At 67.0% G+C, this 21,976-nt stretch carries 21 protein-coding genes; 13 read left to right on the top strand and 8 right to left on the bottom strand.

What is annotated here, in order from left to right:
* Positions 1-3 precede the first annotated feature (3 nt).
* Together cydB and ACUSIJ_RS24235 are read left to right on the top strand one after the other, a co-directional pair.
* Positions 4-1,011 (top strand): cytochrome d ubiquinol oxidase subunit II, encoded by a 1,008-nt coding sequence (gene cydB, locus ACUSIJ_RS24240; protein ID WP_449311000.1) that lies wholly within the window; start codon positions 4-6, stop codon positions 1,009-1,011.
* Positions 1,011-1,151 (top strand): DUF2474 domain-containing protein, encoded by a 141-nt coding sequence (locus tag ACUSIJ_RS24235; protein WP_449310999.1) that lies wholly within the window; start codon positions 1,011-1,013, stop codon positions 1,149-1,151. Before cydB ends, ACUSIJ_RS24235 begins: the two co-directional genes overlap by 1 nt.
* 23 nt (positions 1,152-1,174) lie before the next feature.
* On the opposite strand, the gene dinB is transcribed toward ACUSIJ_RS24235, so the two are convergent.
* Both dinB and ACUSIJ_RS24225 read right to left on the bottom strand, forming a co-directional pair.
* On the bottom strand, positions 1,175-2,221 hold the full coding sequence (gene dinB / locus ACUSIJ_RS24230; RefSeq protein WP_449311010.1) for a DNA polymerase IV: 1,047 nt from the start codon (positions 2,219-2,221) through the stop codon (positions 1,175-1,177).
* 161 nt (positions 2,222-2,382) lie between these two features.
* Positions 2,383-4,311 carry an FAD-dependent monooxygenase gene (locus tag ACUSIJ_RS24225; protein WP_449310998.1) on the bottom strand — a complete coding sequence of 643 codons (1,929 nt, stop codon included), beginning with the start codon at positions 4,309-4,311 and terminating at the stop codon, positions 2,383-2,385.
* A gap of 164 nt (positions 4,312-4,475) precedes the next feature.
* On the opposite strand from ACUSIJ_RS24225, the gene ACUSIJ_RS24220 reads away from it, so the two are divergent.
* Together ACUSIJ_RS24220 and ACUSIJ_RS24215 are read left to right on the top strand one after the other, a co-directional pair.
* A complete protein-coding gene (locus ACUSIJ_RS24220; RefSeq protein WP_449310997.1) occupies positions 4,476-4,961 on the top strand; it encodes a MarR family winged helix-turn-helix transcriptional regulator in 486 nt (161 codons plus the stop codon).
* 82 nt (positions 4,962-5,043) lie between these two features.
* On the top strand, positions 5,044-6,132 hold the full coding sequence (locus tag ACUSIJ_RS24215; RefSeq protein WP_449310996.1) for an AbrB family transcriptional regulator: 1,089 nt from the start codon (positions 5,044-5,046) through the stop codon (positions 6,130-6,132).
* On the opposite strand, the gene ACUSIJ_RS24210 is transcribed toward ACUSIJ_RS24215, so the two are convergent.
* A complete protein-coding gene (locus tag ACUSIJ_RS24210; protein WP_449310995.1) occupies positions 6,108-7,037 on the bottom strand; it encodes a LysR family transcriptional regulator in 930 nt (309 codons plus the stop codon). The genes ACUSIJ_RS24215 and ACUSIJ_RS24210 overlap by 25 nt on opposite strands.
* A gap of 351 nt (positions 7,038-7,388) precedes the next feature.
* On the opposite strand from ACUSIJ_RS24210, the gene ACUSIJ_RS24205 reads away from it, so the two are divergent.
* From ACUSIJ_RS24205 to ACUSIJ_RS24190, 4 genes are all read left to right on the top strand, one after another.
* A complete protein-coding gene (locus ACUSIJ_RS24205; protein ID WP_449310994.1) occupies positions 7,389-8,381 on the top strand; it encodes an ABC transporter substrate-binding protein in 993 nt (330 codons plus the stop codon).
* Positions 8,382-8,416: 35 nt separating this feature from the next.
* Positions 8,417-9,442, top strand: coding sequence for a Bug family tripartite tricarboxylate transporter substrate binding protein (locus ACUSIJ_RS24200; protein WP_449310993.1), 1,026 nt, complete (start codon positions 8,417-8,419; stop codon positions 9,440-9,442).
* 58 nt (positions 9,443-9,500) lie between these two features.
* The gene (locus ACUSIJ_RS24195) at positions 9,501-10,340 is read left to right on the top strand and encodes a universal stress protein (RefSeq protein ID WP_449310992.1); all 840 of its coding nucleotides are present in this window, start codon (positions 9,501-9,503) and stop codon (positions 10,338-10,340) included.
* A gap of 142 nt (positions 10,341-10,482) precedes the next feature.
* Positions 10,483-12,549, top strand: a complete 2,067-nt coding sequence (locus ACUSIJ_RS24190; protein WP_449310991.1) for a tripartite tricarboxylate transporter permease — start codon at positions 10,483-10,485, stop codon at positions 12,547-12,549.
* 60 nt (positions 12,550-12,609) lie between these two features.
* Here the strand turns inward: ACUSIJ_RS24190 and ACUSIJ_RS24185 are convergent, their stop codons facing one another.
* Entirely contained in the window at positions 12,610-13,044 is a 435-nt protein-coding gene (locus tag ACUSIJ_RS24185) for a MarR family winged helix-turn-helix transcriptional regulator (protein ID WP_449310990.1), read from the bottom strand.
* Positions 13,045-13,293: 249 nt separating this feature from the next.
* Here ACUSIJ_RS24185 and ACUSIJ_RS24180 point away from each other — a divergent pair, with 249 nt between their 5' ends.
* The 5 genes from ACUSIJ_RS24180 to ACUSIJ_RS24160 are packed head-to-tail and all read left to right on the top strand — an operon-like array spanning position 13,294 to position 17,819.
* Positions 13,294-14,559, top strand: coding sequence for a Rieske 2Fe-2S domain-containing protein (locus ACUSIJ_RS24180; RefSeq protein WP_449310989.1), 1,266 nt, complete (start codon positions 13,294-13,296; stop codon positions 14,557-14,559).
* A gap of 56 nt (positions 14,560-14,615) precedes the next feature.
* The gene (locus ACUSIJ_RS24175; protein WP_449310988.1) at positions 14,616-15,728 is read left to right on the top strand and encodes a Gfo/Idh/MocA family oxidoreductase; all 1,113 of its coding nucleotides are present in this window, start codon (positions 14,616-14,618) and stop codon (positions 15,726-15,728) included.
* Positions 15,729-15,758: 30 nt separating this feature from the next.
* A complete protein-coding gene (locus tag ACUSIJ_RS24170; protein WP_449310987.1) occupies positions 15,759-16,148 on the top strand; it encodes a hypothetical protein in 390 nt (129 codons plus the stop codon).
* 1 nt (position 16,149) lies between these two features.
* On the top strand, positions 16,150-16,854 hold the full coding sequence (locus tag ACUSIJ_RS24165) for a class II aldolase/adducin family protein (protein WP_449310986.1): 705 nt from the start codon (positions 16,150-16,152) through the stop codon (positions 16,852-16,854).
* Positions 16,855-16,862: 8 nt separating this feature from the next.
* The gene (locus tag ACUSIJ_RS24160) at positions 16,863-17,819 is read left to right on the top strand and encodes a PDR/VanB family oxidoreductase (protein ID WP_449310985.1); all 957 of its coding nucleotides are present in this window, start codon (positions 16,863-16,865) and stop codon (positions 17,817-17,819) included.
* A gap of 9 nt (positions 17,820-17,828) precedes the next feature.
* Here the strand turns inward: ACUSIJ_RS24160 and msrA are convergent, their stop codons facing one another.
* From msrA to ACUSIJ_RS24140, 4 genes are all read right to left on the bottom strand, one after another.
* Positions 17,829-18,572: a peptide-methionine (S)-S-oxide reductase MsrA gene (msrA, locus tag ACUSIJ_RS24155; protein WP_449310984.1), complete on the bottom strand. Its 744-nt coding sequence runs from the start codon at positions 18,570-18,572 to the stop codon at positions 17,829-17,831.
* A 113-nt stretch (positions 18,573-18,685) separates the two neighbouring features.
* Entirely contained in the window at positions 18,686-20,539 is a 1,854-nt protein-coding gene (locus ACUSIJ_RS24150) for a cytochrome c biogenesis protein DipZ (protein ID WP_449310983.1), read from the bottom strand.
* Between the two features lie 29 nt (positions 20,540-20,568).
* On the bottom strand, positions 20,569-21,087 hold the full coding sequence (gene msrB / locus ACUSIJ_RS24145; RefSeq protein WP_449310982.1) for a peptide-methionine (R)-S-oxide reductase MsrB: 519 nt from the start codon (positions 21,085-21,087) through the stop codon (positions 20,569-20,571).
* 137 nt (positions 21,088-21,224) lie between these two features.
* Positions 21,225-21,971 carry a sulfite exporter TauE/SafE family protein gene (locus tag ACUSIJ_RS24140; protein WP_449310981.1) on the bottom strand — a complete coding sequence of 249 codons (747 nt, stop codon included), beginning with the start codon at positions 21,969-21,971 and terminating at the stop codon, positions 21,225-21,227.
* Between the last annotated feature and the right edge of the window lie 5 nt (positions 21,972-21,976).

Below are 21,976 nucleotides of genomic sequence, written 5' to 3'. Positions count from 1 at the left end.
GCCATGGGCATCGACCTCCCTCTTGTCTGGGCCATCATCATCGGTTTCGGTCTCATGATGTATGTCATCATGGACGGCTTCGATCTCGGCATCGGCATCCTGTTCCCGTTCGTGCGCGATCGCATGGACCGGGACACGATGGTCAACAGCGTGGCGCCGGTCTGGGACGGCAACGAGACATGGCTCGTGCTCAGCGGCGCAGCGCTGCTGGCCGCCTTTCCGCTCGCCTATGCGGTGATCCTGAGCGCGCTCTATCTGCCGCTGGTGCTGATGCTGGCGGGCCTGATCTGGCGCGGTGTCGCGTTCGAGTTCCGCTTCAAGGCGGACGAGGCGCACAAGCCGTTCTGGGACAGGGCCTTCGCCTGGGGGTCCTATATCGCCGCCTTCTCGCAGGGCGTGGCGCTCGGCGCCTTCATCAATGGGTTCGAGGTCGAGGACGGCGCTTACGCCGGCGGATTGCTCGACTGGCTGACGCCGTTCAGCCTGTTCACGGGCGTGGGGCTTCTGGTTGCCTATGCGCTGCTCGGCGCTACCTGGCTCGTCATGAAGACCGAGGGCGAGCTGCAGCGGCGCATGCGCGCGCTCGGCCGTCCGATCACCATTGCCTTGCTGGTGATGATCGGCATCGTCAGCCTCTGGACGCCGCTGGCCCACGCCGATATCGCCGCCCGCTGGTTTTCCCTGCCGAACCTGTTCTTCTTCGCTCCCGTGCCGGTGCTCGTCCTGCTGGCGAGCTGGCTGCTGCTGAAGACGCTGGGCACGGAGAGCCACGCCGCGCCGTTCGTGTTGTCGCTGCTGCTGCTGTTCCTCGGCTATTCGGGGCTGGCGATCAGCCTGTGGCCGAACATCATTCCGCCGGCCATTTCGGTCTGGCAGGCGGCCGCGCCGCCGCAGAGCATGGGCTTCACGCTCGTGGGCGCGCTGTTCATCATCCCCTTCATCCTCGCCTATACCGCGTGGTCCTACTACGTGTTCCGCGGCAAGGTGAAGGCCGGGGAGGGGTATCACTGATGCCGGCCCCTGCCGATCGAAAGCCCTGGCTGCGCCGCATCGGCTGGCTGATGCTCATCTGGATCGCCAGCGTCGGTGCGCTGGCGGTTGTGGCGGTGCTTTTCCGCCTGCTGATGAGCATGGCCGGAATGACCGTCTGATCGGCGTCGGCGCGCTTTCCGGTTCAGATCGGCAGGACGAACTGGCGCGGCGCCTGTTCCCCCTCGTCCCTGTCGATCAGTGACGACAGGGTTACGCCGAGCAGGCGGATGCCCTTCGGCGTGGGGAAGAGGGGGACGAGCAGCGTGTCGACCGCCGCTGCGACGGCTTCCCGCGTGTCGTAGGCCGTGGGCAGGGTATGGCTGCGCGTGATCTGCTGGAAATCGGCGTACTTCACCTTGAGCGTCACCGTGCGTCCGCGGATGTCGTGCGCCTCGCAGTAGCGCCAGACCTTGTCGATCAGCGGCTGCAGCGCATCGCGCGCCTCTTCCGGCGCGAACAGGTCGGTGTCGAAGGTATCCTCGTTGCCGATGGACTTGCGGATGCGGTTCGGCTGCACCGGGCGATGGTCGACGCCGCGCGAGATCCAGTAGTAGAAGCTCCCGGCCTTGCCGAAGTGCTCGTGCAGGAAGGGGAGGGAGCGCGCGCGCAGGTCGAGGCCGGTCATGATGCCGAGCCTGTTCATCCTCGCCGCCGTCGCCGGGCCGATGCCGTGGAACCTGCCGACCGGCAGCGTCTCGACGAAGGCCGGCCCCATGCGCGGCGTGATGACGAAGAGTCCGTCCGGCTTGTTCTGGTCGGAGGCGAGCTTCGCCAGGAACTTGTTGTAGGAGACGCCGGCGGAAGCCGTGAGGCCGGTCTCCGCGCGGATCTTCGCCCGGATGCGCCGCGCGACCTCGGTCGTGCTGGGGATGCCCTGCAGGTTTTCCGTGACGTCGAGATAGGCCTCGTCGAGCGACAGTGGCTCGATCAGCGGCGTGTGCTCGGCGAAAATCGCCCGGATCTGCTGCGAGATGGCGCGGTAGGCGTCGAATCGCGGCGGGACGAAGATCAGCTCCGGGCATTTGCGCCGGGCCGTGACGGAGGGCATCGCCGAGCGCACGCCGAACTGGCGCGCCTCGTAGCTTGCGGCGGCGACGACGCCCCGCTCCCGCGAGCCGCCGACGGCCACGGGCCTGCCGCGCAGTTCCGGGTTGTCGCGCTGTTCGACGGAGGCGTAGAACGCATCCATGTCGATATGGACGATGCGCCGCAGAATCCCCGGGACATCGCCATCGCCGGTATCGCCGCTCACCACCGCTCCCGAATCATGTCTTTCTCCGCGCCGGGCTCAGCCGCCGACACGAGTATAGCTACTCCATATCGGGATATCGGGGGAGGATGGCGGCGCGACTATAGGCCCGCCGGGTTTCCGGATGAACCATTCGCCGCCGGCAGCAGGACGCCGTCGAAGAACGCGGCAAGCTCGGCGACGGCGGCGAGCGGCAGCACGTCGGCGACATACTGGTCGGGCCGTATGATCACGAGGGCGCCCTGCTCGCGGTCGATGCCGCGCAGGTCGAAGATCTCGCGGCCCTCACGGGCATCCGCGCAGAACAGTTTCTCGTAGTCCCGAAGGCCGTAGCGCCCCTTGCGCGGCTGGCACAGCGGCGGCAGCGCCGCGAGATCGACCTCGCGGAACCGCTGCTGCAGCACGATGCGCAGATCGATGACGTCGTCGATGTCCGCGCCGTCGGCGCTGTAGCGGCCAAGCGGTGAGGCGGCGTCTGCGGCCAGGAAATCGAGCAGGCGCCCGAGCGGCGCGTCGGGCGTCAGGCCGTGCGCGTCGGCTAAGGCGATCAGGCGCCAGCGGCCGTCCGCCTCGAGCACGTGGCCGAGATGCATCGGCCGGGCGTCGGCCGCCCGGATCACCGGTGCGGAATGGAACCGCATGCCCACCGGAAAGCCCGGCGCCAGCGCCTGATGCCGGCCCGGCCCGACGATGCGCGAGGGGCGATAGCATGTCGCGGTTCCGGCGGTGAACCGGCCCTGCTTCACGAAATAGGCCTGGAACTCCGCGGGGTCGACGCCGGCATCGTCCGCCCGGCCGGAGGTCCGGGGCGGGGCGCTGAACATCCGGGCGAACTCGCGGTCGAAGTCGATGAGTTCCCGGGCGACGGCCTGACGCTCGTCCGAATAGCTGCGCAGCAGCGACGGCGACGCCCGCCCGCGCAGGACGGCCGCGAGCTTCCAGCCGAGGTTGAAGCTGTCCTGCATGGAAACGTTCATTCCCTGCCCGGCCTTCGGGCTGTGGGTATGGCAGGCGTCGCCGGCGATGAAGACGCGGGGCTGCCGGTCGGGATCCCCGGCCTCGACGTCGTCGAAGCGTTCGCAAAGCCGCTGGCCGATCTCATAGACCGACCACCAGGCGACCTCCTTCACCTCGAAGGCATAGGGCTGAAGGATACGCCGGGCGGCGGCGGCAAGATGCTCCGGGCCGATGTTCAGCGAGGATACCCGCTCGTCGCCGCGCAGCTTGTCGAGCTCGATGTAGAGCCGCACGAGATAGCCGCCTTCGCGCGGAATGATCAGGATGTTGCCCTCGTTGGCCGAATGGATCGCGGTCTTGAACCGGATATCGGGAAAATCGGTCACCGCCAGCACATCCATCACGCCCCAGGCCTGGTTGGCGGAATCGCCGACGAGCGAGCGCCCCATCAGCCTGCGCACCGTGCTGCGGGCGCCGTCGCAGCCCACGAGATAGCGCGTTCCGACCGCAAATTCGCGGCCATCGGCCCCGCGCAGGGTGACGCGCAGCAGGTCGTCGTCCCCGGCACGGGTGAAGCCGGCGAGGTCCGTGTCGTAATCCGGTGCCAGATGCGCCGGCCCGGCGCGCATCCTGTCGAGCAGGAAGTCGTGCACCCGCGCCTGATTGAGGATGACGTGCGGAAATTCCGACAGGCCGTCCTCCGTGTCCTGCACCCGTCCGTGCCGCAGGATGCGGGCCGGGTTTCCGGGATCCGGCTTCCAGAACGTGGTCTCGTTGACCCAGTAAGCCTCCTTCAGGACCCGCTCGACAAAGCCGAAGGCCTGAAACATCTCCATGGTGCGGCAGGCGATCCCGTCCGCCTGGCCGAGGAGCAGCGGCCCGCTCTTGCGCTCGACGATCCGCGTGCGGATGTCGCCGAAGGCCGCGAGCTGCGCGGCGAGCGTCAGACCGGCCGGGCCGCATCCGACGATGAGGACATCCATCTCCTCCCCGTCCCGGATGGGTTGACGTTCGGCGGACGGACGGGCAAACGACGGATCGCCCGCTTGAAAGCCATCAAGGTGAAACTGCATGGATCGTTCCTCCGCTGCCCACCACGCGGACGGACACACCCCGCCCGGCGCACGCCGGCCCGGCCCGTCGTCCGAAGTCATTGTGTCTGGTGAGATTTTTAATGGACAGTATGCATATAGTCAGTATGCTGTCAATTGACCTGTTTCCCCCTATGGAGCTTGAGATGGAGCTGGCACGCCTGCCCGGCCACCTGATACGACGCATGCAGCAGATCGCCGTCGCGGTCTTTCTGTCGGAGACGAAGGGGGCGGGGGCCGTCAACCTGACCCCTGTCCAGTATGCCGCGCTGTTCACCATCGCCGCGCATCCCGACATCGACCAGACGCGGCTTGCCGGGATGATCGCGCTTGACCGGACCACCACCGGCGGTGTGGTCGAACGGCTGGTGCAGAAAGGGCTGGTCGACAGCCGGCAGAGCACGACCGACCGGCGCACGCGCCAGCTTTCCATCACCTCCGCCGGCAGGACGCAGCTCGACGCGATGACGCCGTCGGTTCTCAGGGCTCAGCGCGTCATGCTGGGCGGGCTCGACGAGGCCGAGGCGCGGACGTTCATGGATCTGCTCGAAAAGGCCATTCGGCCGCTCAGTTCGCTCAGCCGCCCGCCCGCGCGTCCGGGCTGCGGCGGGAGGCAGCCTGCCGATCTATGAGCGGACCCGGTACGCCGGGCCGCCGGAGCGAAGAGCATCATCCGTTGCGTCGCGGGACGGCGCGATCTGACAGGAACCGAACGTGCCAATCCCGTCCTTTCCCCGAAACGTCCGACGAATCCTCATCTGGATCGCGATGCTCGGCCTTGGCCTTGCGTGCGGCGTGCTTCTGTACGACCTGGGCCTCGGGGCGGGTTATCTGATCGGTCCGCTGGTGGTCGCGGGCATTTTCGGCATCAGCGGCGCCGGCATGAGGATGCCCCGCATCGGCCTGTCGATCGCCCAGGCCGTGGTCGCGCTGATGATCGCGGAAAGCCTGCAGCCGGCGATGCTCATGCAAGCCGTGACGCTTTGGCACGTGGTCCTGATCTTCGTGGTTCTCACGCTCTTCCTGTCCTGCCTCGTCGGCGCGCTGGTCGCGCGCTGGGCGCACCTCGATCCCGAAGTCGGGGTCTGGGGGTTCCTGCCCGGCATGGCCTCCAGCGTCATCGCGCTGAGCGAGGAGCGTGGCCTCGACAGCGTGATGGTCGCATTTCTGCAGCTGATGCGGCTGATCGTCCTGATCGTGCTGCTGGCCTGGGTCTCCTCCTTCGCCTTCGTCCAGCCGCCGCCCGCGCCGGGTGTGGCCGGGCAGACCCTGGCCGGGCAGACGCCGCTGCAGGCCAGCGCGCTCACCGTGGCGATGATCGCCCTCTCGGCGCTGATCGGGCGGTATCTGCACTTCCTGCCCGCCGGGACGACCTTGTCCGGCATCGCGATGGGGCTGACATGCACCGTCCTCGGCATCGACTTCGTGGTCGAGGCATGGGTCATCGCCGGTGCCTTCGCGTTGCTGGGCACGCAGGTCGGCGTGCGCGTCACGCGCCCCATTCTCGCCAGGGGCCTGTCGGTCATGCCCAAGCTGGCGGCGGGCGTTCTCGTCCTTCTCGTGCTCTCGGCGCTGATGGGGGTGGGGCTTGCCTGGATCGGCCATGTCGACGTGCCCAGCGGCCTTCTCGCGACGGTGCCGGGCAGCATCGACGCGATCGCGCTCATCGCGGTGAACGTTCACGCGGACATGTCCTTCATCATGGTGCTGCAGGTCGCGCGGCTTTTCGTGGTGGTGCTTTTCGGCCCGCTGGTCTGCCGGCTCGTCATCGGGCTCTTTCAGTGGTCCTCGAGCGAGCGGTGATAGGGCAGTTTGCGCCGATAGTCCGCCAGGATGTGCTCGATATAGGCCGGAAGCCCGGGACGGGCGGGCGTATCGGGTGTCAGGTAGTAGAGAACCCGGAACAGGCGCGGGTCGTCGATTCGGCTCGCCCTGATGTGCCGCGTCGTCTGCATGTGCGCCATCAGGCCATAGGGCATGATCGTCGCGGCGAGGCCGGATTCGATCAGCCGCAGGATCGCCTGCTGGGATGAGACCTCGTAGGCCATCCGCACCGGAATCGACAGGCGCGCCGCGACGGCGTTCACCAGCCGCCATATGGTGTCGCTGTGGCTGTAAAAGGCCATCTCGCCTCCGAGCGCCCGGTAGATGTCGACCGTTGCGTCACCCGCGAACGGATTGTCGAGCGGCTGTTCGGAACGCTCGATGAGATAGAGCGACTCCTGCAGGATCGGCACACGCGTCCCCGACCGTTGGGGCGGAACCTCGAAGATCAGCGCGGCATCGAGCTCCCCGGCCTGCAACTGCGGCAGCAGGGCCGCGGACAGGGCCTCGACGATGGTCACATGCCCGCCGCTGTGGTTGTTCAGCCTGTCGATGGTGTCCGAGCTGAGCAGATAGACGATCGAAGGCGGCAGCCCGAGCCGGATGACGCCCTCGGAACTGCCCGCCAGTCCGCGCATCTGCTGTTCGAGCGCCCGCATCCGCTGCAGGATGTCGCTCACCCCTTCGAGGAAGATCTCCCCGGCCGGGGTCAGGCGGCTGCCATGCGCGGTCCTCTCGAGCAGCCTGAGGCCGAGGGTGTCCTCGAGGCCCTTGATCTGCAGGCTGACGGCCGGTTGCGCCACGCGCAGGACGCGCGCCGCCTCGGTGACCGATCCGCTCTGCGCGATCTGCCAGAAGTAGCGAAGCTGGCGTGTCGTGATCACGGATACCCTCCACGGAAAATGTTCTCTGGAAAACGCTCTGGAAAACGCTCTCCTGGCGGATCGAGAGCGCCTGACAAAACCTCGCGGGTCGGGCCGGCCGGCGCTCGCGACCCTTGCTTTCGGCCTCCGGCCATGTTGCCGGTCCGCGCGGACGCAACCGGCGTCGGCTGCGTCCGGCCCCTTGCCGGAGGCCGGAACCCCCGGCCGTCCCGACCCCGCAGGCTCTGTCGGCATGTCGGCACTCTAAGCCATAAGATTTTAACAGGTCAAAGATATACAAATAATATTTGATTGTGTGCAGCTTGGCTCGTCACATTACCCCTGACGATGGACCAACTTTTAGAGGCATTTGTGAGCAAGTTGCGCCTGGACTTCGGCTGCTGGGACTACGACCGCATGGCCGCGATCATCAGTGGTGAGGTCAAGCCCAAGGGAATCGAGCTGAACTTTCTGAACATGCCGGTCGAGGAGACCTTCTTTCGCCAGCTTCGCTACCGGGAGTTCCATGCCTCGGAACTGTCGCTGTCCTCGTACACCGTCACGCTCAACCGGGAGGACAAGCCCTTCGTCGCGATTCCGGTTTTCCCGTCGCGCTTTTTCCGGCACGGGTCGATCTACGTCAATGCCGACTCGCGGATCCGCACGCCGCAGGATCTGGTGGGCAAGCGCGTCGGCTGCCCCGAGTACCAGATGACGGCGCCGGTCTGGATCAGGGGCATCCTGTCGGACGAATACGGGGTGAAACCGGAATCGGTGACCTACTTCACCGGCGGCCAGGAAGAGCCGAACCGGGAGGAAAAGATCAAGCTCGACCTGCCGCCGACATTCGACGTCCAGCCCATCGGCCCGGGCAAGACCCTGGCCGGGATGCTGGCGGCCGGCGAGATCGACGCGCTCTATACCGCGCGCAAGCCCTCGACCTACACCGGCCCGGGCGGTCCGGTCGTGCGCCTGTTCGAGAACTTCAAGGAGGTCGAGGCGGATTACTTCGCCCGCACCTCGATCTTCCCGATCATGCACACCGTCGCCCTGCGCCGCGACTTCTACGAGGAGAACCGCTGGGTCGCGCGTGCGCTGCTGGATGCCTTCACGCTGTCCAAGGATCTGTGCCTCGAGGGCCTCGGCGAGACCGCGGCGATGAAATCCTCGCTGCCGTGGTCGGTGCACGGCTACGAGGAGGCCGTCAGCGCCATGGGCAGGGACTTCTGGCCTTACGGACTGGAGAAGAACGAGAAAACGCTCACGGCCTTCCTGCGCTACCACCACGAGCAGGGACTGTCCAAACGGCTCGTCGATGTCGAGGAGCTGTTTGCACCGGAGACGCTGGAGGGTTTTGTCATCTAGATCGTCACGATGATTGTTCAAGGGAGGAAAAATCAATGACGCTGAAATCCGCGCTTTGTACCGTTGCTGTGGCCTTGCTGGGCCTGGCGCCGGCGGTTGCCCAGGCTCAGACGCCTGAAGAGTTCTATCGGGGCAAGACTGTCAACCTGTACATCGGCTATTCCGTGGGCGGCGGGTACGACACCTATGCCCGGCTGGTTGCGAGCTATATCGGCAAGCACATCCCCGGCAACCCGACGGTGGTGCCGGTGAACATGCCCGGCGCCGGCAGCCTGAAGCTCACCAACTGGCTCTATCGGGCCGCGCCCAAGGACGGCACGGCCTTCGGCGCGGTCGCGCGCGGCGCGCCGTTCGAGCCGCTGCTGAAGAACAATGCGGCCAGCTTCGACGCGACCGAGCTCAACTATATCGGGAACGCCAATACCGAGATATCGCTCTGCGGCTTCAACACGGCGGCCGGCATCAAGTCGATCGAGGATCTGAAAACCAAGGAAATCACCGTGGGCGGCACCGGCGCGGGCTCGGATCCCAACGTCCAGGCGCTGGTGCTGAACGAGATCGCCGGCACCAACCTCAAGATCATCGACGGCTATCCCGGCGGCAACGAGATCACGCTCGCCATGGAGCGCGGGGAGATCGACGGGCGCTGCGGCTGGTCCTGGTCGACGCTGAAGCTGTCGAGCCTCGACTGGCTTCGGGACAATGTCGTCGTCTTGCCGGTGCAGTACACGCAGACGCCGATCGAGGATCTCAAGGACGTGCCGCTGGCGCAGGATCTGGCGAGCGACGATCTGGGCCGGGGCCTTGCCGGCTTCATCAACGCCACGATGGATCTCGGCCGTCCCTTCGTCGCCCCGCCGGATATCCCGGCCGACCGGCTCGAAGCCCTGCGCAACGCCTTCATGGCCACGATGAGCGACCCCGAGTTCCTCGCCGCGGCCAAGGCCTCCGGGCTCGACATCGTCCCCTCGGACGGGGCTGCACTGGCCGAGACGGTCAAGGCCGTCTATGGGTCCGACCCCGCGATCATCGAGAAGATGATTTCCATCATCCGGCACTGACCGGTCCGGCTGCGGCGGGCGCCTGTCCGCCGCAGCCGGCTTGCACGGGGACAAACCTATGTCGGGAATCAAGGACCTTCTGGTCGTCTATGACGGGACGACGGCCGGGCAGGACGCCCTGCGCGTGGCCTGGCGGCTGGCCGAGCAGCGCGGGGCGCATCTGACGGCCGCCTTTCCCTACCAGCCGCCGCGCGACTACTGGGGCGGCAACAACTGGGTTCCGCGCGCGCTGCGCCAGGACTTCGAGGAGATCTCGCGCCGGATGAACCATGAGGTCATCTCGGAGGCACAGCGGAAGTTCGGAGAGGACACGCAGGGCTTTCCACGCCCGGACGATCTGCACTGGCTGCCGTTGACCGGCGACGCCACGGTTTCGGTGACGAAGGCGGCGCGCTACTATGATCTGTGCATCATCTCGAGCGAAGGCGCCAAGCCCGAGCGCGAGCATGTCCTGTCGCCGGACGTCGTGGCGCTGCGGTCGGGCAAGCCGGTGATCGTCGTGCCCGAGAAGGCGGCCGCGCTGCCGGATGCACCCAAGGTCGTCGTGGCATGGGACGGCCGCCGGGCCGCGGCGCGGACCCTGTCGGCGATGCTGCACATCCTCCAGTCCTTCACGGAAGTCGTCATTCTCTGCGTGGGGCACCAGAAGGACCGCGCGCAGTTCTGGTCGGAGGAAGTGCTCACCCATGTCGGGCGCCACGGCATAAAGGCCAGCGCGGTCTATGTGTCGCGCCACGGCTCGGTCGCCGCCACGATCCGCCGGTTCACCGAGGACCAGGGCGCCGACCTGCTGGTGATGGGCGCCTATGAGCACTCCAAGTTCAGCGAGGATATTCTGGGTGGCACGACCCACGAGATCCTGGCCGATCTGAAAACCCCGGTCCTGATGGCCCACTAGTGCATCAAGCCCGATCCGGCCCGGCCGGATCGGGGTCCCGGGAGCCGTCTCTCCGCCATTTCCTATTCTCAGGACAGAATCTTGCGCAGCCTCATCAATCCGTTCCCGCAGCAAGGCGGGCTTGCAGCCGGGGATTGCCGCCATGCTTGAAGCCGCCGGCAATGCCCTGTCGATGATCCTGGAACTTCACCGCATCTTCTACCTGTTCAGCGGTGTGGTGCTGGGCCTCATAATCGGTATCCTTCCAGGCGTGGGCGGCGTCGCCGGCATCGCCCTCCTGCTGCCGTTCACGTTCGGGATGGATCCCTACACCGCCTTCGCCTTCCTGCTCGGCCTCGCCTCGGTGATGGCGACGTCCGACACGATCCCGGCCGTGATGTTCGGGGTTCCGGGGTCGCAGTCGGCGCAGGCCACCGTGCTCGACGGCCACAAGATGGCGCGCAACGGCGAAGCCGGCCGTGCCCTCTCGGCGGCCTATTCCGCCTCGATGATCGGCGGCGTCTTCGCCGCTGCCATCCTCGCGCTCTGCATTCCGGTCATGCGGCCGATCATGCTGAAGGTGGGCTCGCCCGAACTGCTGGCCTTTTCGGTCTTCGGCATCTCGATGGTCTCGGTCCTGTCCGGCAACTCGCCCCTGCGCGGCCTGTCCCTGGCGAGCCTCGGCGTTCTCCTGTCCATGATCGGCGCCGATCCGCAGGGTGGCGAGATGCGGTGGACACTCGACACCATCTACCTCTACGACGGCCTGCCGCTGCTTCCCGTCGCGCTGGGGCTCTTCGCCCTGCCGGAACTGGCGGATTTCGCCATCCAGCGCGTCGTCATAGCCGCCAAGGCCAACGGCCAGATCACCGGCGGCATGGGGCAGGGCTTCAAGGATACGCTGCGCAACTCGCCCCTGGTGCTGGCCTGCTCGTCGCTGGGCACCCTGATCGGCGCACTGCCGGGCCTCGGCTCCTCGGTGGTCGACTGGTTCGCCTATGGCTTCGCCTCGAAAGTGGTTCCCGGCGCGAAAAAGACGTTCGGCACCGGCGATGTGCGCGGCGTGATCGCGCCCGAGGCGGCCAACAACGCCAATACCGCCGGCGCCCTGATCCCGACGATCGCCTTCGGCGTGCCGGGCTCGGCCTCGATGGCGATCCTGCTCGGGGCCTTCATCATCCAGGGCCTCGTGCCCGGACCGGGCATGCTGAACGAGCATCTGGACATCACCTACTCGATGATCTGGTCGGTCGCGCTCGCCAATATCCTCGGCGCGGGGCTCTGCTTCCTGCTCAGCGGCCAGCTCGCGAAACTCGCGACGCTGCGCTATACGCTGATCATTCCGGTGGCCCTGATTCTGGTCTATCTCGGCGCTTTCCAGGGCAATCGCGACTGGGGTGACATCTACGCGCTGCTGATCTTCGGCCTCGTCGGCTGGGTGATGAAGCAGTTGCGCTGGCCGCGTCCGCCGCTGATCCTCGGCTTCGTGCTGGGCGGTCTCATCGAGCAGTACATGTTCATCTCCATGGGGCGCTACGGGACCGAATGGCTGACGCGCCCGACCGTGATGATCGTCTTCGCGCTGTCGGCGCTGATCATGATCCAGCCCATCTTCGCGACGCTGCGCGCCCGGCTGAAGCTGCGCCGCACGTCCCCCGGCTTCAGCATGCCGCGCGTGGCGCTCGCCGATCTGCTGCCGCTCGCGCTCCTGCTGCTGACGGTCGTCATGGTGACCGTGGCCAACGGTTTCGCGGCGTCCGCACGGCTCGGGCCGATGATCGTCGGGGTCTTCTGCCTCGTGTGCCTGTCGCTGTCGCTGATCGTGCAGATCTTCACGCGCCCCCTGCGTCGCGCGGATCTGGTCTCGGCGCCCGGCGAGGGCACCAACGCCGGAGCCGACGAGGCGATCATGGAAGGCGGCATGGACCTCGTGGCGGATCACCAGGGCCTGTCCAACGGCACGGTCTTCCTGCGCGGCATGCTGTTCTTCGGCTGGATGCTGGTCATCATGGCGCTGATGGCCCTGATCGGCCTGCTGCCCGCGGCGCTGGTCTTCATCGTGCTCTACATGCGGGTCGAGAATCGCGAGCGCTGGGGCCTCTGCGCGGGGATGACCATCGGAACGTCGCTGCTGATCTGGCTGATCTTCGATCATTTCCTGAGAATCCCGTGGCCGCCGACGCTGCTCGGCGAGCTGCTGCCGGCCGCGAGGATCATCCCCTCGATCTGAGGGAGGGTGCGCACCGGCTGGGTGCGCGCGCACGGAAACGGGGCGGGGCGGTGTCCCGCCCTACTCGGCGGCGTCCTCGAGATTCTTCAGGATCCGGAGAAGCTGCTGGCGGAACTGTTCGATCTCCTTGTCGCTGTATCCGCGCATGGCGATCGCGTTCACCTCCTGGGCATAGGGCACCAGCTTCTCCTGCAGCGCCCGGCCCTCGTCGGTGAGCCGGACATAGACCGCCTTGGCGTTGCCGTCACGTTTGACGCGCGTGACGAAACCGCGCGCCTCCATCGCCTGGATCGCGTTGACCACCGCCGGCTTGGCGACGCCTGCGGCCTGCGAGAGTTCGGTGATCGTCAGATCGTCCTGCTCCCACAGGATGCGCAGAAAGGTCCAGAAGCCGTAGTTGATGTCCTCGCGCGCAAGACGGGTCTGAAGCGCGCGCGCCGCGCTCTTCGACGTCAGCTTGAGCAGGTGGGCAATGCGGTCGTACGAGCTCGTCATGATCGTCGTTCTTTCCAGTTGCGGCGAGAATAGTCAATGCGTCAGGCGTGAACGGCATTTGCGGGCCACTTTCGAAATTTTCGAGATTGACGCGAACGGGATTTTTTGTTAATCACTTAACAATAATAGGGGGCCGGGACAAACTGCGCCATCTGCTGAAAGAACGACGCAGGATCCCCGGCAGGACGATCTGCTCTCCCCCGCAAGTGCCCCTGATGGGGACCCAGCATGCAATGAGGAGGACGGCACATGCTGACCAAAGAACAGAATGAAATGCTCACCCGTGTGGGCCCGGGCACGCCGGCAGGCGAACTGATGCGCCGGTACTGGCATCCGGTCGCGGCAATCGAGGACCTGGAGGAGAAGTGGACGATCCCGGTGCGTCTGCTCGGGCAGGATCTGGTGCTGTTCCGCGACCGCTCGGGCAAGGTCGGCCTGCTGGACCGCCAGTGCCCGCACCGCCGCGCCTCGCTCGTCAACGGCATTCCGACCGAGGACGGGCTGCGCTGCCCCTATCACGGCTGGGCTTTCGATCACAAGGGACAGTGCGTCGAGCAGCCGAACGAGCCCGAGGGCCAGTCCTTCTGCCAGAAGATCAAGACGGGCGGCTACAGGGTCGAGCAGCTCGGCGGCATGCTCTGGGCCTATCTCGGGCCGGACCCCGCGCCGCTGCTGCCGCGCATCGACGGCTTCGTCGTGCCGGGAACGATCCGCATGATGGGGCGCACGATCATTCCGATCAACTGGCTCCAGGCGATGGAGAATTCGCTCGATCCGGTGCACACGGAATGGCTTCACGGCCATCTCTACGAATTCGTCAAGGAGCAGGAGAACGTGAAGGTCGCCATCTCGGCGCCGCATGCGAAGATCGCCTTCAACGAATTCAAGTACGGCATCACCAAGCACCGCCTGCTCGTCGGGCAGTCCGAGGAATCCGACGATTGGCGCGTCGGCCATCCGGTCTTCTTTCCCAACACCCTGTCGGTGGGCAACGGCGACGAGAGCTCGCGCTACTACGCCTTCCAGATCCGCGTGCCGGTCGACGACGAGAACACGCTGCACATCTGGTACACCGCCTATGTCCCGCCTGCGGGCAGGAAGGTGCCGCAGCATCTGCTCAACCGGCTCTATACCTATGAGGTGCCGATTTTCGACGAGAAGGGCGACTATATCGTCGACAACGTGGACGGCCAGGACATGATGGCCTGGATCTCGCAGGGGCGCATCACCGACCGCACCACCGAGAACCTCGGCTCGACCGATCAGGGCATCGCCGCCTATCGCCGCATGCTCCGCCGCGAGATCAAGAAGGTCGAGGCCGGGCAGGAGCCGATGAACACTTTCCGCAATGTGGCGGAAAACAAGCTCATCGAGCTGCCGAACGAGCGGAAGAAGCACCACAACTCGGACGGCATGAAGTCCTGGCTGCTGCGCACGCACATGCGCTTCTCGCCGATCCTCGACGATCTGGTCGAGGTCTACGAGCCCTCCCAGCCGCTGCAGGCGGCCGAATGAAACAGGCCCGGCCTCCGACGGGCACCGCCGCCAGAGGCCGCACGACCGATCGAACGATGCCCTGCGAAATCGCGGTGGTCGGTCTCGGGCTGGCGGGGCTGGCCTTCACCGACGCCATCCTGAAGCACCCGGCGTTCTCCCTCGCCTGCGTCGTCGAGCCCCGGCAGGAGGCGCGGCGACAGGCCATGGAAAGATGGGGCGTGCGCGTCTATGCCGACCTCGAGCAGATGCTGGCGGCGGAGGATGTGCCCTGCGTGTATCTGGCGACGCCGACCGATCTGCATCACGCCCAGGCGCTCGCGATACTCGCCGCCGGCCGCCATCTGGTGATGGAAAAGCCGATGGCCGTCACCCTCGCGGAGTGTGAGGCGATCGCCGAAGCGGCCGAGCGCGCCGGCCGCTGCCTCGTCGTCGGCCATTCCCATGGCTTCGACCTGCCCGTCCGCACCATGGCCGAGATCGTCGGCTCGGGCGAGCTCGGACCGGTGATGACGATGCAGACGCTGTGCGCGACGGACTGGGTCTACCGCCCGCGCCGCCCGGAGGAACTGCGGCTCGATCTGGGCGGCGGCGTGCTCTATCGGCAGGGCTCGCACCAGATCGACATCCTGACCACCATCCTGCCGGAGACGGTCACCCGCGTCTGGGCGCACCTCTACGACGTGGACCCGGCACGGCCGACCACAGGCGCCTTTTCCCTGACGCTGGAATTCGCCGGCGGGGCGGTGGGCACGGCGAGCTATAACGGCTACGGCCATTTCAACACCGTGCTGCTGACGCGCAACATCGGCGAATGGGGCTTCCCGGATGCGGGCGCCAAGCAGCCCCCGGTCGCCGCGGCGGACGAGGTGTCGGCGAAATACATCCGCGCCAGGACGGCGATCCGGAACGACGCGCCCCATCAGCCGCACTACGGTCTGACCCTCGTCTCCTGCGCCCTCGGCACCTTGCGCCAGGCGCCGGACGGCATCGAGATCCACCGGCGGGAGCGGGTCGACCACGTCCCGCTCGGCACGCAGAACTCGCCCCGCGCCCTCGTCCTCGACGAGTTCGCGGCGGTGCTCGCCGGCCGGCCGAGCCGCCACGACGCCCGGCACGGGGTGCTCCTCGGACGCATCCTGGAGGCGGCGGCGCACTCGGCCCGGAGCCGCATGCCGGTGGCGCTCTGAAACACGCAACCGGACAATAGGGAGAGAATAATGCCCCATACCGAGCTGACCGAAGACCGCCAGCATGTGCTGCTGGGCGACGAGGCCCTGGACGCCCAGCAAGTCAGCGCGCTGATCCGGGAGCTGATCGCGCTGCGGGCGCAGATGACCCCGGCCTTCAGCGGATCCTTCGAGCCCGAGAGCGACACGCTGATCGAGCTCGACAATCTGCTGTGGTCGACGGGCATCGACCCGACACGCCGCGCGATCGACCTCGGCCTCTACAACGACGGCCTCGGCTGGATGCGGATGAAGCTGTCGCGCGCCATGGTCGAGGACCTCGCGAACGGCTTGGGATACACCGTCGTCAAGCTGGTGCGCCTTCTCGACAACGAATATCGCAAGGTCGGCCAGCCCGACCTGATCGTACAGGATCAATGACATGAACCATCGGGACCTTCGTGAAAAGATCGTGATCTCCGGCCATATCCTGGTGCAGAACGGCCAGGATGACCTGACCCGCGGCCACATGGCCGTGCGCCTGCCGGACAATCCGGACCATTTCCTGATGAAGCCGCATTCGGTCGGGCTGGATGAGCTCGTCGCCGAAGACCTGCTGATCTGCGACCTTGATGGCAACGTGGTCTCGGGCACTGCGAGGCGCCACTCGGAAGTCTTCATCCACACCGAGATCCTCAAGGCGCGGCCCGACGTCAACGCCGTGCTGCACACCCATCCGACCTATTGCGTGGCGCTCAGCGCCACCGGCCGGCCGCTGCGCCCGGTCAGCCAGCCGGCGGCGCTGTTTCACGGCAGCCTCGGCCTCTTCGAGGAGACGATCACCCTGATCCGCAAGCCCGAGCAGGGCAAGGCGCTGGCGGACGCGCTGGGCGGCAACCGCGCCGTCCTGATGAAGCACCACGGCATCGCCTGCACCGGATCGACCCTGGAGGAATGCATCATCGGCGCGATCATGCTCGAGAACGCGGCGCAGATACAGCTGGCTGCGGAAGCCACGAGCGGCTCGGCGAGCCTGTTTCCCGAAGAGGACATCGCGGCGCTGAAGGACAGCCTCGGGAAACAGGAGCAGTTCACCATCAACTTCGATTATCTCGCGCGCCGGGCGCGGCGCGCGCTGTCCGTCTGAGGGCCGCCATGGAACTTTTCGATGTCATCGTCACCGGCCGGCGTCAGGTTGCCTCCGACATCACCGAATTCGTCCTCGCCCGCGCCGATGGCACCGCGCTTCCCCCCTTCACGGCCGGCGCGCATATCCATGTCGCGGTCGCGGAGGGCGAGACCCGGCAATATTCGCTGTGCTCGGATCCCGAGGAGCTTGCGTCCTACGCCATTGCCGTCAAGCGCGAGCCCGAAGGCCGCGGCGGTTCGCGCGCCTTGACGGATCGGGTCGCGGAGGGCGATGTCCTGCGCGTATCGGCGCCGCACAACGATTTCGAGATGCTGGCCGACGATGCCCGGGTGCTGCTGATCGCCGGCGGCATCGGCGTGACGCCGATCCTCGCCATGGCGCGCAGTCTGCGCCGGCGCAACACGCCCTTCCGCGTCCTCTACCTCGGCCGCGACCGCGAGGCGCTGGCCTATGTCGACGCCCTGGAGAGCCTGGTTCCCGAGGAAGACCTGACCGTGCACCTCGACGGGGGCGATCTTGCCAGGGCCTACGATCTGACCGGCCGCGTCGGCTGTCTCCAGGGGCACGCCATATACGCCTGCGGGCCGGCCGGCCTGCTGCATGCGATCCGCTCCGCCACCGCCCATTGGCCGCGCGGCAGCGTCCATTTCGAGGATTTCGGCAGTGCCGCCGTTGCCACCGCGTCCGACGGGGAGGACGGCTTCTGGGTCAATTTCGCATCGGCCGGAACACGCCATTTCGTGCCCGCGGACAAGACGATCCTGCAGGTTCTGGAAGAGGCGGGCCATGCGGTCGCCAGTTCGTGCGGGGCGGGCACCTGCGGCACCTGCCGCATGAAGCTGATCGAGGGCGAAGCGGACCACCGGGATCTGGTGCTGTTCGACGACGAATGGGACGACAACATCATCATCTGCTGCTCGCGCGCCAAGAGCCGGGAAATCACGATCGCCCAGTGTGACTGAGAGCGGGCCTCAATTGACCGCGCGCGTCTGCGAGACCAGCACCGGCTTCTCGCGATAACGCTCCGGGAAAAGCCGCTTCAGATTCTCGACCTTCGGCAGGTCGTTGTAGACGATATAGGGATATGTCGGGTTCCGCGTCATGAAATCCTGATGATAGGCCTCGGCCGGGAAGAACGGCCGGTCGCGCTCGATCCGCGTGACGATGGCGGCATCGTAGACCCGCGCCTGATTGAGCTGCGCGATGTAGTCCTTCGCAATGGCCGCCTGCTCCTCGTCCTGCGGAAAGATCGCGGTGCGGTATTGCGTACCCACGTCAGGCCCCTGCCTGTTGAGCTGGGTCGGATCGTGGGCGACCGAGAAGAAGATCTGCAGGATGCGGCCGTAGCTGATCCTGGCCGGATCGAAGGAGATCTCAACGGCCTCGGCGTGGCCGGTGCGGCCCGTGCCCACGGCTTCGTACTGTGCCGTCGAGCTGTCGCCGCCGGCATAGCCGGACACCGCATTGAGCACGCCGTCGACGTGCTGGAAGACCCCCTGCACGCCCCAGAAGCAGCCGCCGGCAAGAACCGCGACGGCCGTGCCGCCGGCGGCCTGCGCGTCGCGCGCCGGCGCCGGAATGGCGATGCCTTCCTGGCTCTTTGAGGGCGAAACGCCCGCCAGAACGGTCATGACCGCGGCCGCGATGACGAGCGCGGCCGCGTGCAAACGCCATCTCGCGAGGCGTGAAATCGAGAAATGCAGCGCCGATGACATGGATGTTCTCCGGTTTCAGGCCGGCGGGCAGAAATCTGAATCGACGCCGCCGCGCTATCTTCTTGTTGACGCATCAAATCGATCTCAAAAACGGTACCTATTTTGGTTTGATACTAGCCGAACGTGAAGGCGAAGGCCTGCACGCCGGGATCGAGGAAGCGGATCTCGAATGTGCGCTCGCGGACCGCTCCCTGCTGGCGCACGAGCTGGTAGAGCCGCTCTCCCGTGACAATGCCTTGTCCGTTCGCGTCCGTATCGACGCCGTGGTCGTCGCCGGGCGGCTTGCCGTCGATGGTGACGCGGAAGCGCACGGGCTTGCCGTCCGCGCCCGGACCCAGCACGAGGTGCAGGTCGCGCGCGTGGAAGAGGAAGACGATGCCGCCGTCCGCGGCGTCGAGTTCCGCATGCTCCTTGCCGACTGTCCACCGGCCGGCGAGCCCCCATTCGTTCAGGCGCGGCGCGCCGGGCTCATAGGCACGCGCCGCGTCGTGCGCCGCGCCGCCGGGAGAGACGAAGTTCTCCGCGCGCTCATAGCCGATATAGGTCTCGGGCGAGCGGACATCGGCCAGGTTCGCCGGCGCCTCGGCGCCTGTCGCGGAGACGGCGACGTAGTCGTCCGCGACGTCCTTCGCGCCGGCTTCCGCCAGCAATTGCCGGATGACCCTCTCGGATTGCTCGTAGTCGCCCTCGCCGAAGTGATGATGGCGGATGCGCCCCTGCGCGTCGATGAAATAGTGCGCCGGCCAGTATCTGTTGCCGAAGGCGCGCCAGACGGCGTAGTTGTTGTCGATGGCCACCGGATAGCCGATCTTCAGGTCGGCGACCGCGTTGCGGACGTTGTCGACGTTCTTTTCGAAGGCGAATTCCGGCGTATGCACGCCGATCACGACGAGGCCCTGCTCCTCGTACTTCTCGGCCCAGGCGCGGACATAAGGGATGGCGCGCAGGCAATTGATGCAGGAATAGGTCCAGAAATCGACGAGCACTACCTTGCCCTTCAAGGCTTCGACGGAGAGCGGCGGCGTGTTGAGCCAGCCGACGGCGCCCACCAGCGACGGAAACGTGCCCTCGACCGGCAGATCGGTCTGCGTCTGCGCCGGCGCGGCCTGCATCATCATCGCCGATCCACCCGTCATCATCGCCGATCCGCCCGCCATCATGGCCGGGCCGCCCGACATGACGACGGATGCCGCGCTCTCCGATGCGCCGGGCGGCTGCCGGCCGGCCGTGGCGTCGGCCGGGGGAGGGAACCGGTCGAGCAGGCCCTGCTCGATCGACGTCGTGCTCGCCAGCGAGACCCGCGCGAGGAAGCCCGTATCGAGCCCCAGCGCGATGGCGCCCACGCCCGCGACGACCGCCGCGCCCAGCCCGCGCCTGATCCATTCTCCGGCGCCCAGCGAACGCTTCATCGCCGCGAACACGCGCCCGCCGACGAGGAGGGCGAGCGCGAGCGACGTCGCCGCGCCCGCAGCGTAGGCCAGCAGCAGCATGGATGTCTGCACGTTGGCGCCGTTGATGGCCGCGCCGGTGAGAATCAGCCCCAGGATGGGGCCGGCGCAGGGCGCCCACAGCAGGCCCGTGGCGACGCCGAGCATCGCCGACGAGACAACGGAAGGTTCGCCGTCGGCCCCGGCCTGCGCCGTCCGTGACAGCCGCGCGCCCAGCGTCACGAACGGCTGCGCCAGCCGATCCGCAAGGGCCGGGAACAGCAGCGCCAGTCCGAACAGCGCCAGAAGCGCCATGGCGGCCAGACGGCCGTATTCATTGGCCGCGACCACCCATTCGCCGGCGAGGGCGGCAAGGGAAGCGACGGCCGCGAAGGCGAGCGCCATGCCGGCGAGCAGCGGCAGGCCGGCGCGTGCGAACGGGCGGTCCGCCCGCGTGAAGACGAAGGGCAACACCGGAAGGATGCAGGGGCTGACGATGGTGAGCAACCCGCCGAGATAGGCCACGAGAATGAGCAGCATCGCTCCGATCCGTCCTCAGGCTCGCATTGTCACGTCTGAGCCGGCTTGAATGTCAGGGCGACGCCGTTCATGCAGTAGCGCAGTCCCGTCGGCGGCGGGCCGTCGTCGAAGACATGGCCGAGATGGCCGCCGCAGCGGGCGCAATGCACGGCGGTGCGCACCATGCCGAAGGAGGTGTCGTGCGTTTCGCCGACCGCTCCCTCAAGCGGCGCCCAGAAGCTCGGCCAGCCGGTCCGGCTGTCGAATTTCGTCGTGGAGGAGAACAGCTCGCGGTCGCAACCCGCGCAGCCGAACACCCCCGGCCGATGCTCGTCGAGCAGGGGACTGGTGAACGGCCGCTCCGTGGCGTCCTCCCGCAGCACCGCGTATTGGTCCGACGTCAGCAGCCGGCGCCATTCGTCCTCGCTGTGCGTCACCTCGAAAGTGCCGGCGGCATGCGTGGTGCCGGCGGCGTGTGTGGCGCCGTCGCCCTGGCGCCACAATCCGGCAAGTGTCACTCCCGCGATGCCTGCGGCACCACTCAACAGCAACGTCCGCTTCGTGAGCATGTCCGCCTCCGTCTGCGCCGGGCCATGCATACCAAGCCAGCATGGACAGGCCCTGCGGGCCCGGTCACGGCCCTCATTTATAGCCGATTTCGCGGATCCGTTCATGTTCACGTTTGCTTGACCGTAGGGACCCTGGCTCAAACGGCCAGCCTCGACACCATTTCCGCCCCGAGCAGCAGGAGGCAGATCAGGAACCAGCGCTGGAAGACGGCGGGCGTGACGGCGCGCCGGACGATCTGCCCGGCCCACATGCCGCCGAGAGCGGGCAGGACGGCGAGAATCGACAGCGCAAGATCGTCCGTCCGCACGGCGCCGCGCCAAGTGAGCCCTGCCGCCAGCGCGATGGTGGACACGGTGAAGGACAGGCCGAGCGCCTGCACCAGGTCGTCCTTCTCCAGCCCCAGCGCCTGGAGATAGGGCACGGCGGGAATGACGAACACGCCGGTGCCGCCCGTGACCGCGCCCGTCGCGGCGCCGACGAGGGGCGACAGCCACGGCTCCATCCGCGCCGGCACGCGAAGCCGGCGGCCGAGGAGGCCATATCCGGAATAGATCACCAGCGCCGCCCCGAGCGCCGCCGTGGTGAGGCGCGTATCGCCGCGCGTCAGCCAGGACGAACCCAGGACCGTTCCCGCGACGATCGCGAGCATCATCGGCCAGAGCCTGCGGACGAGCGCGCCGGGGCCCGGGCCCGCGACAAGCTGCCAGACATTGGTCACGAAGGACGGGACGATCAGCAGGCTCGCCGCGGCAAGCGGCGAGACGAGCGCGCCGAGCACGCCCATCGCCACCGTCGGCAGGCCCATGCCGGTGACGCCCTTGACGAGACCGGCGGCGAAGAAGGTCGCGGCGACCGCGAGGAGCGTTATCGGAGCATCGAACATGTTCT

The organism is Pseudochelatococcus sp. B33, assembly GCF_053570585.1.
The sequence above is the reverse complement of the archived record's forward strand: the minus strand, read 5'-3'. Positions and strand labels throughout refer to the sequence as shown.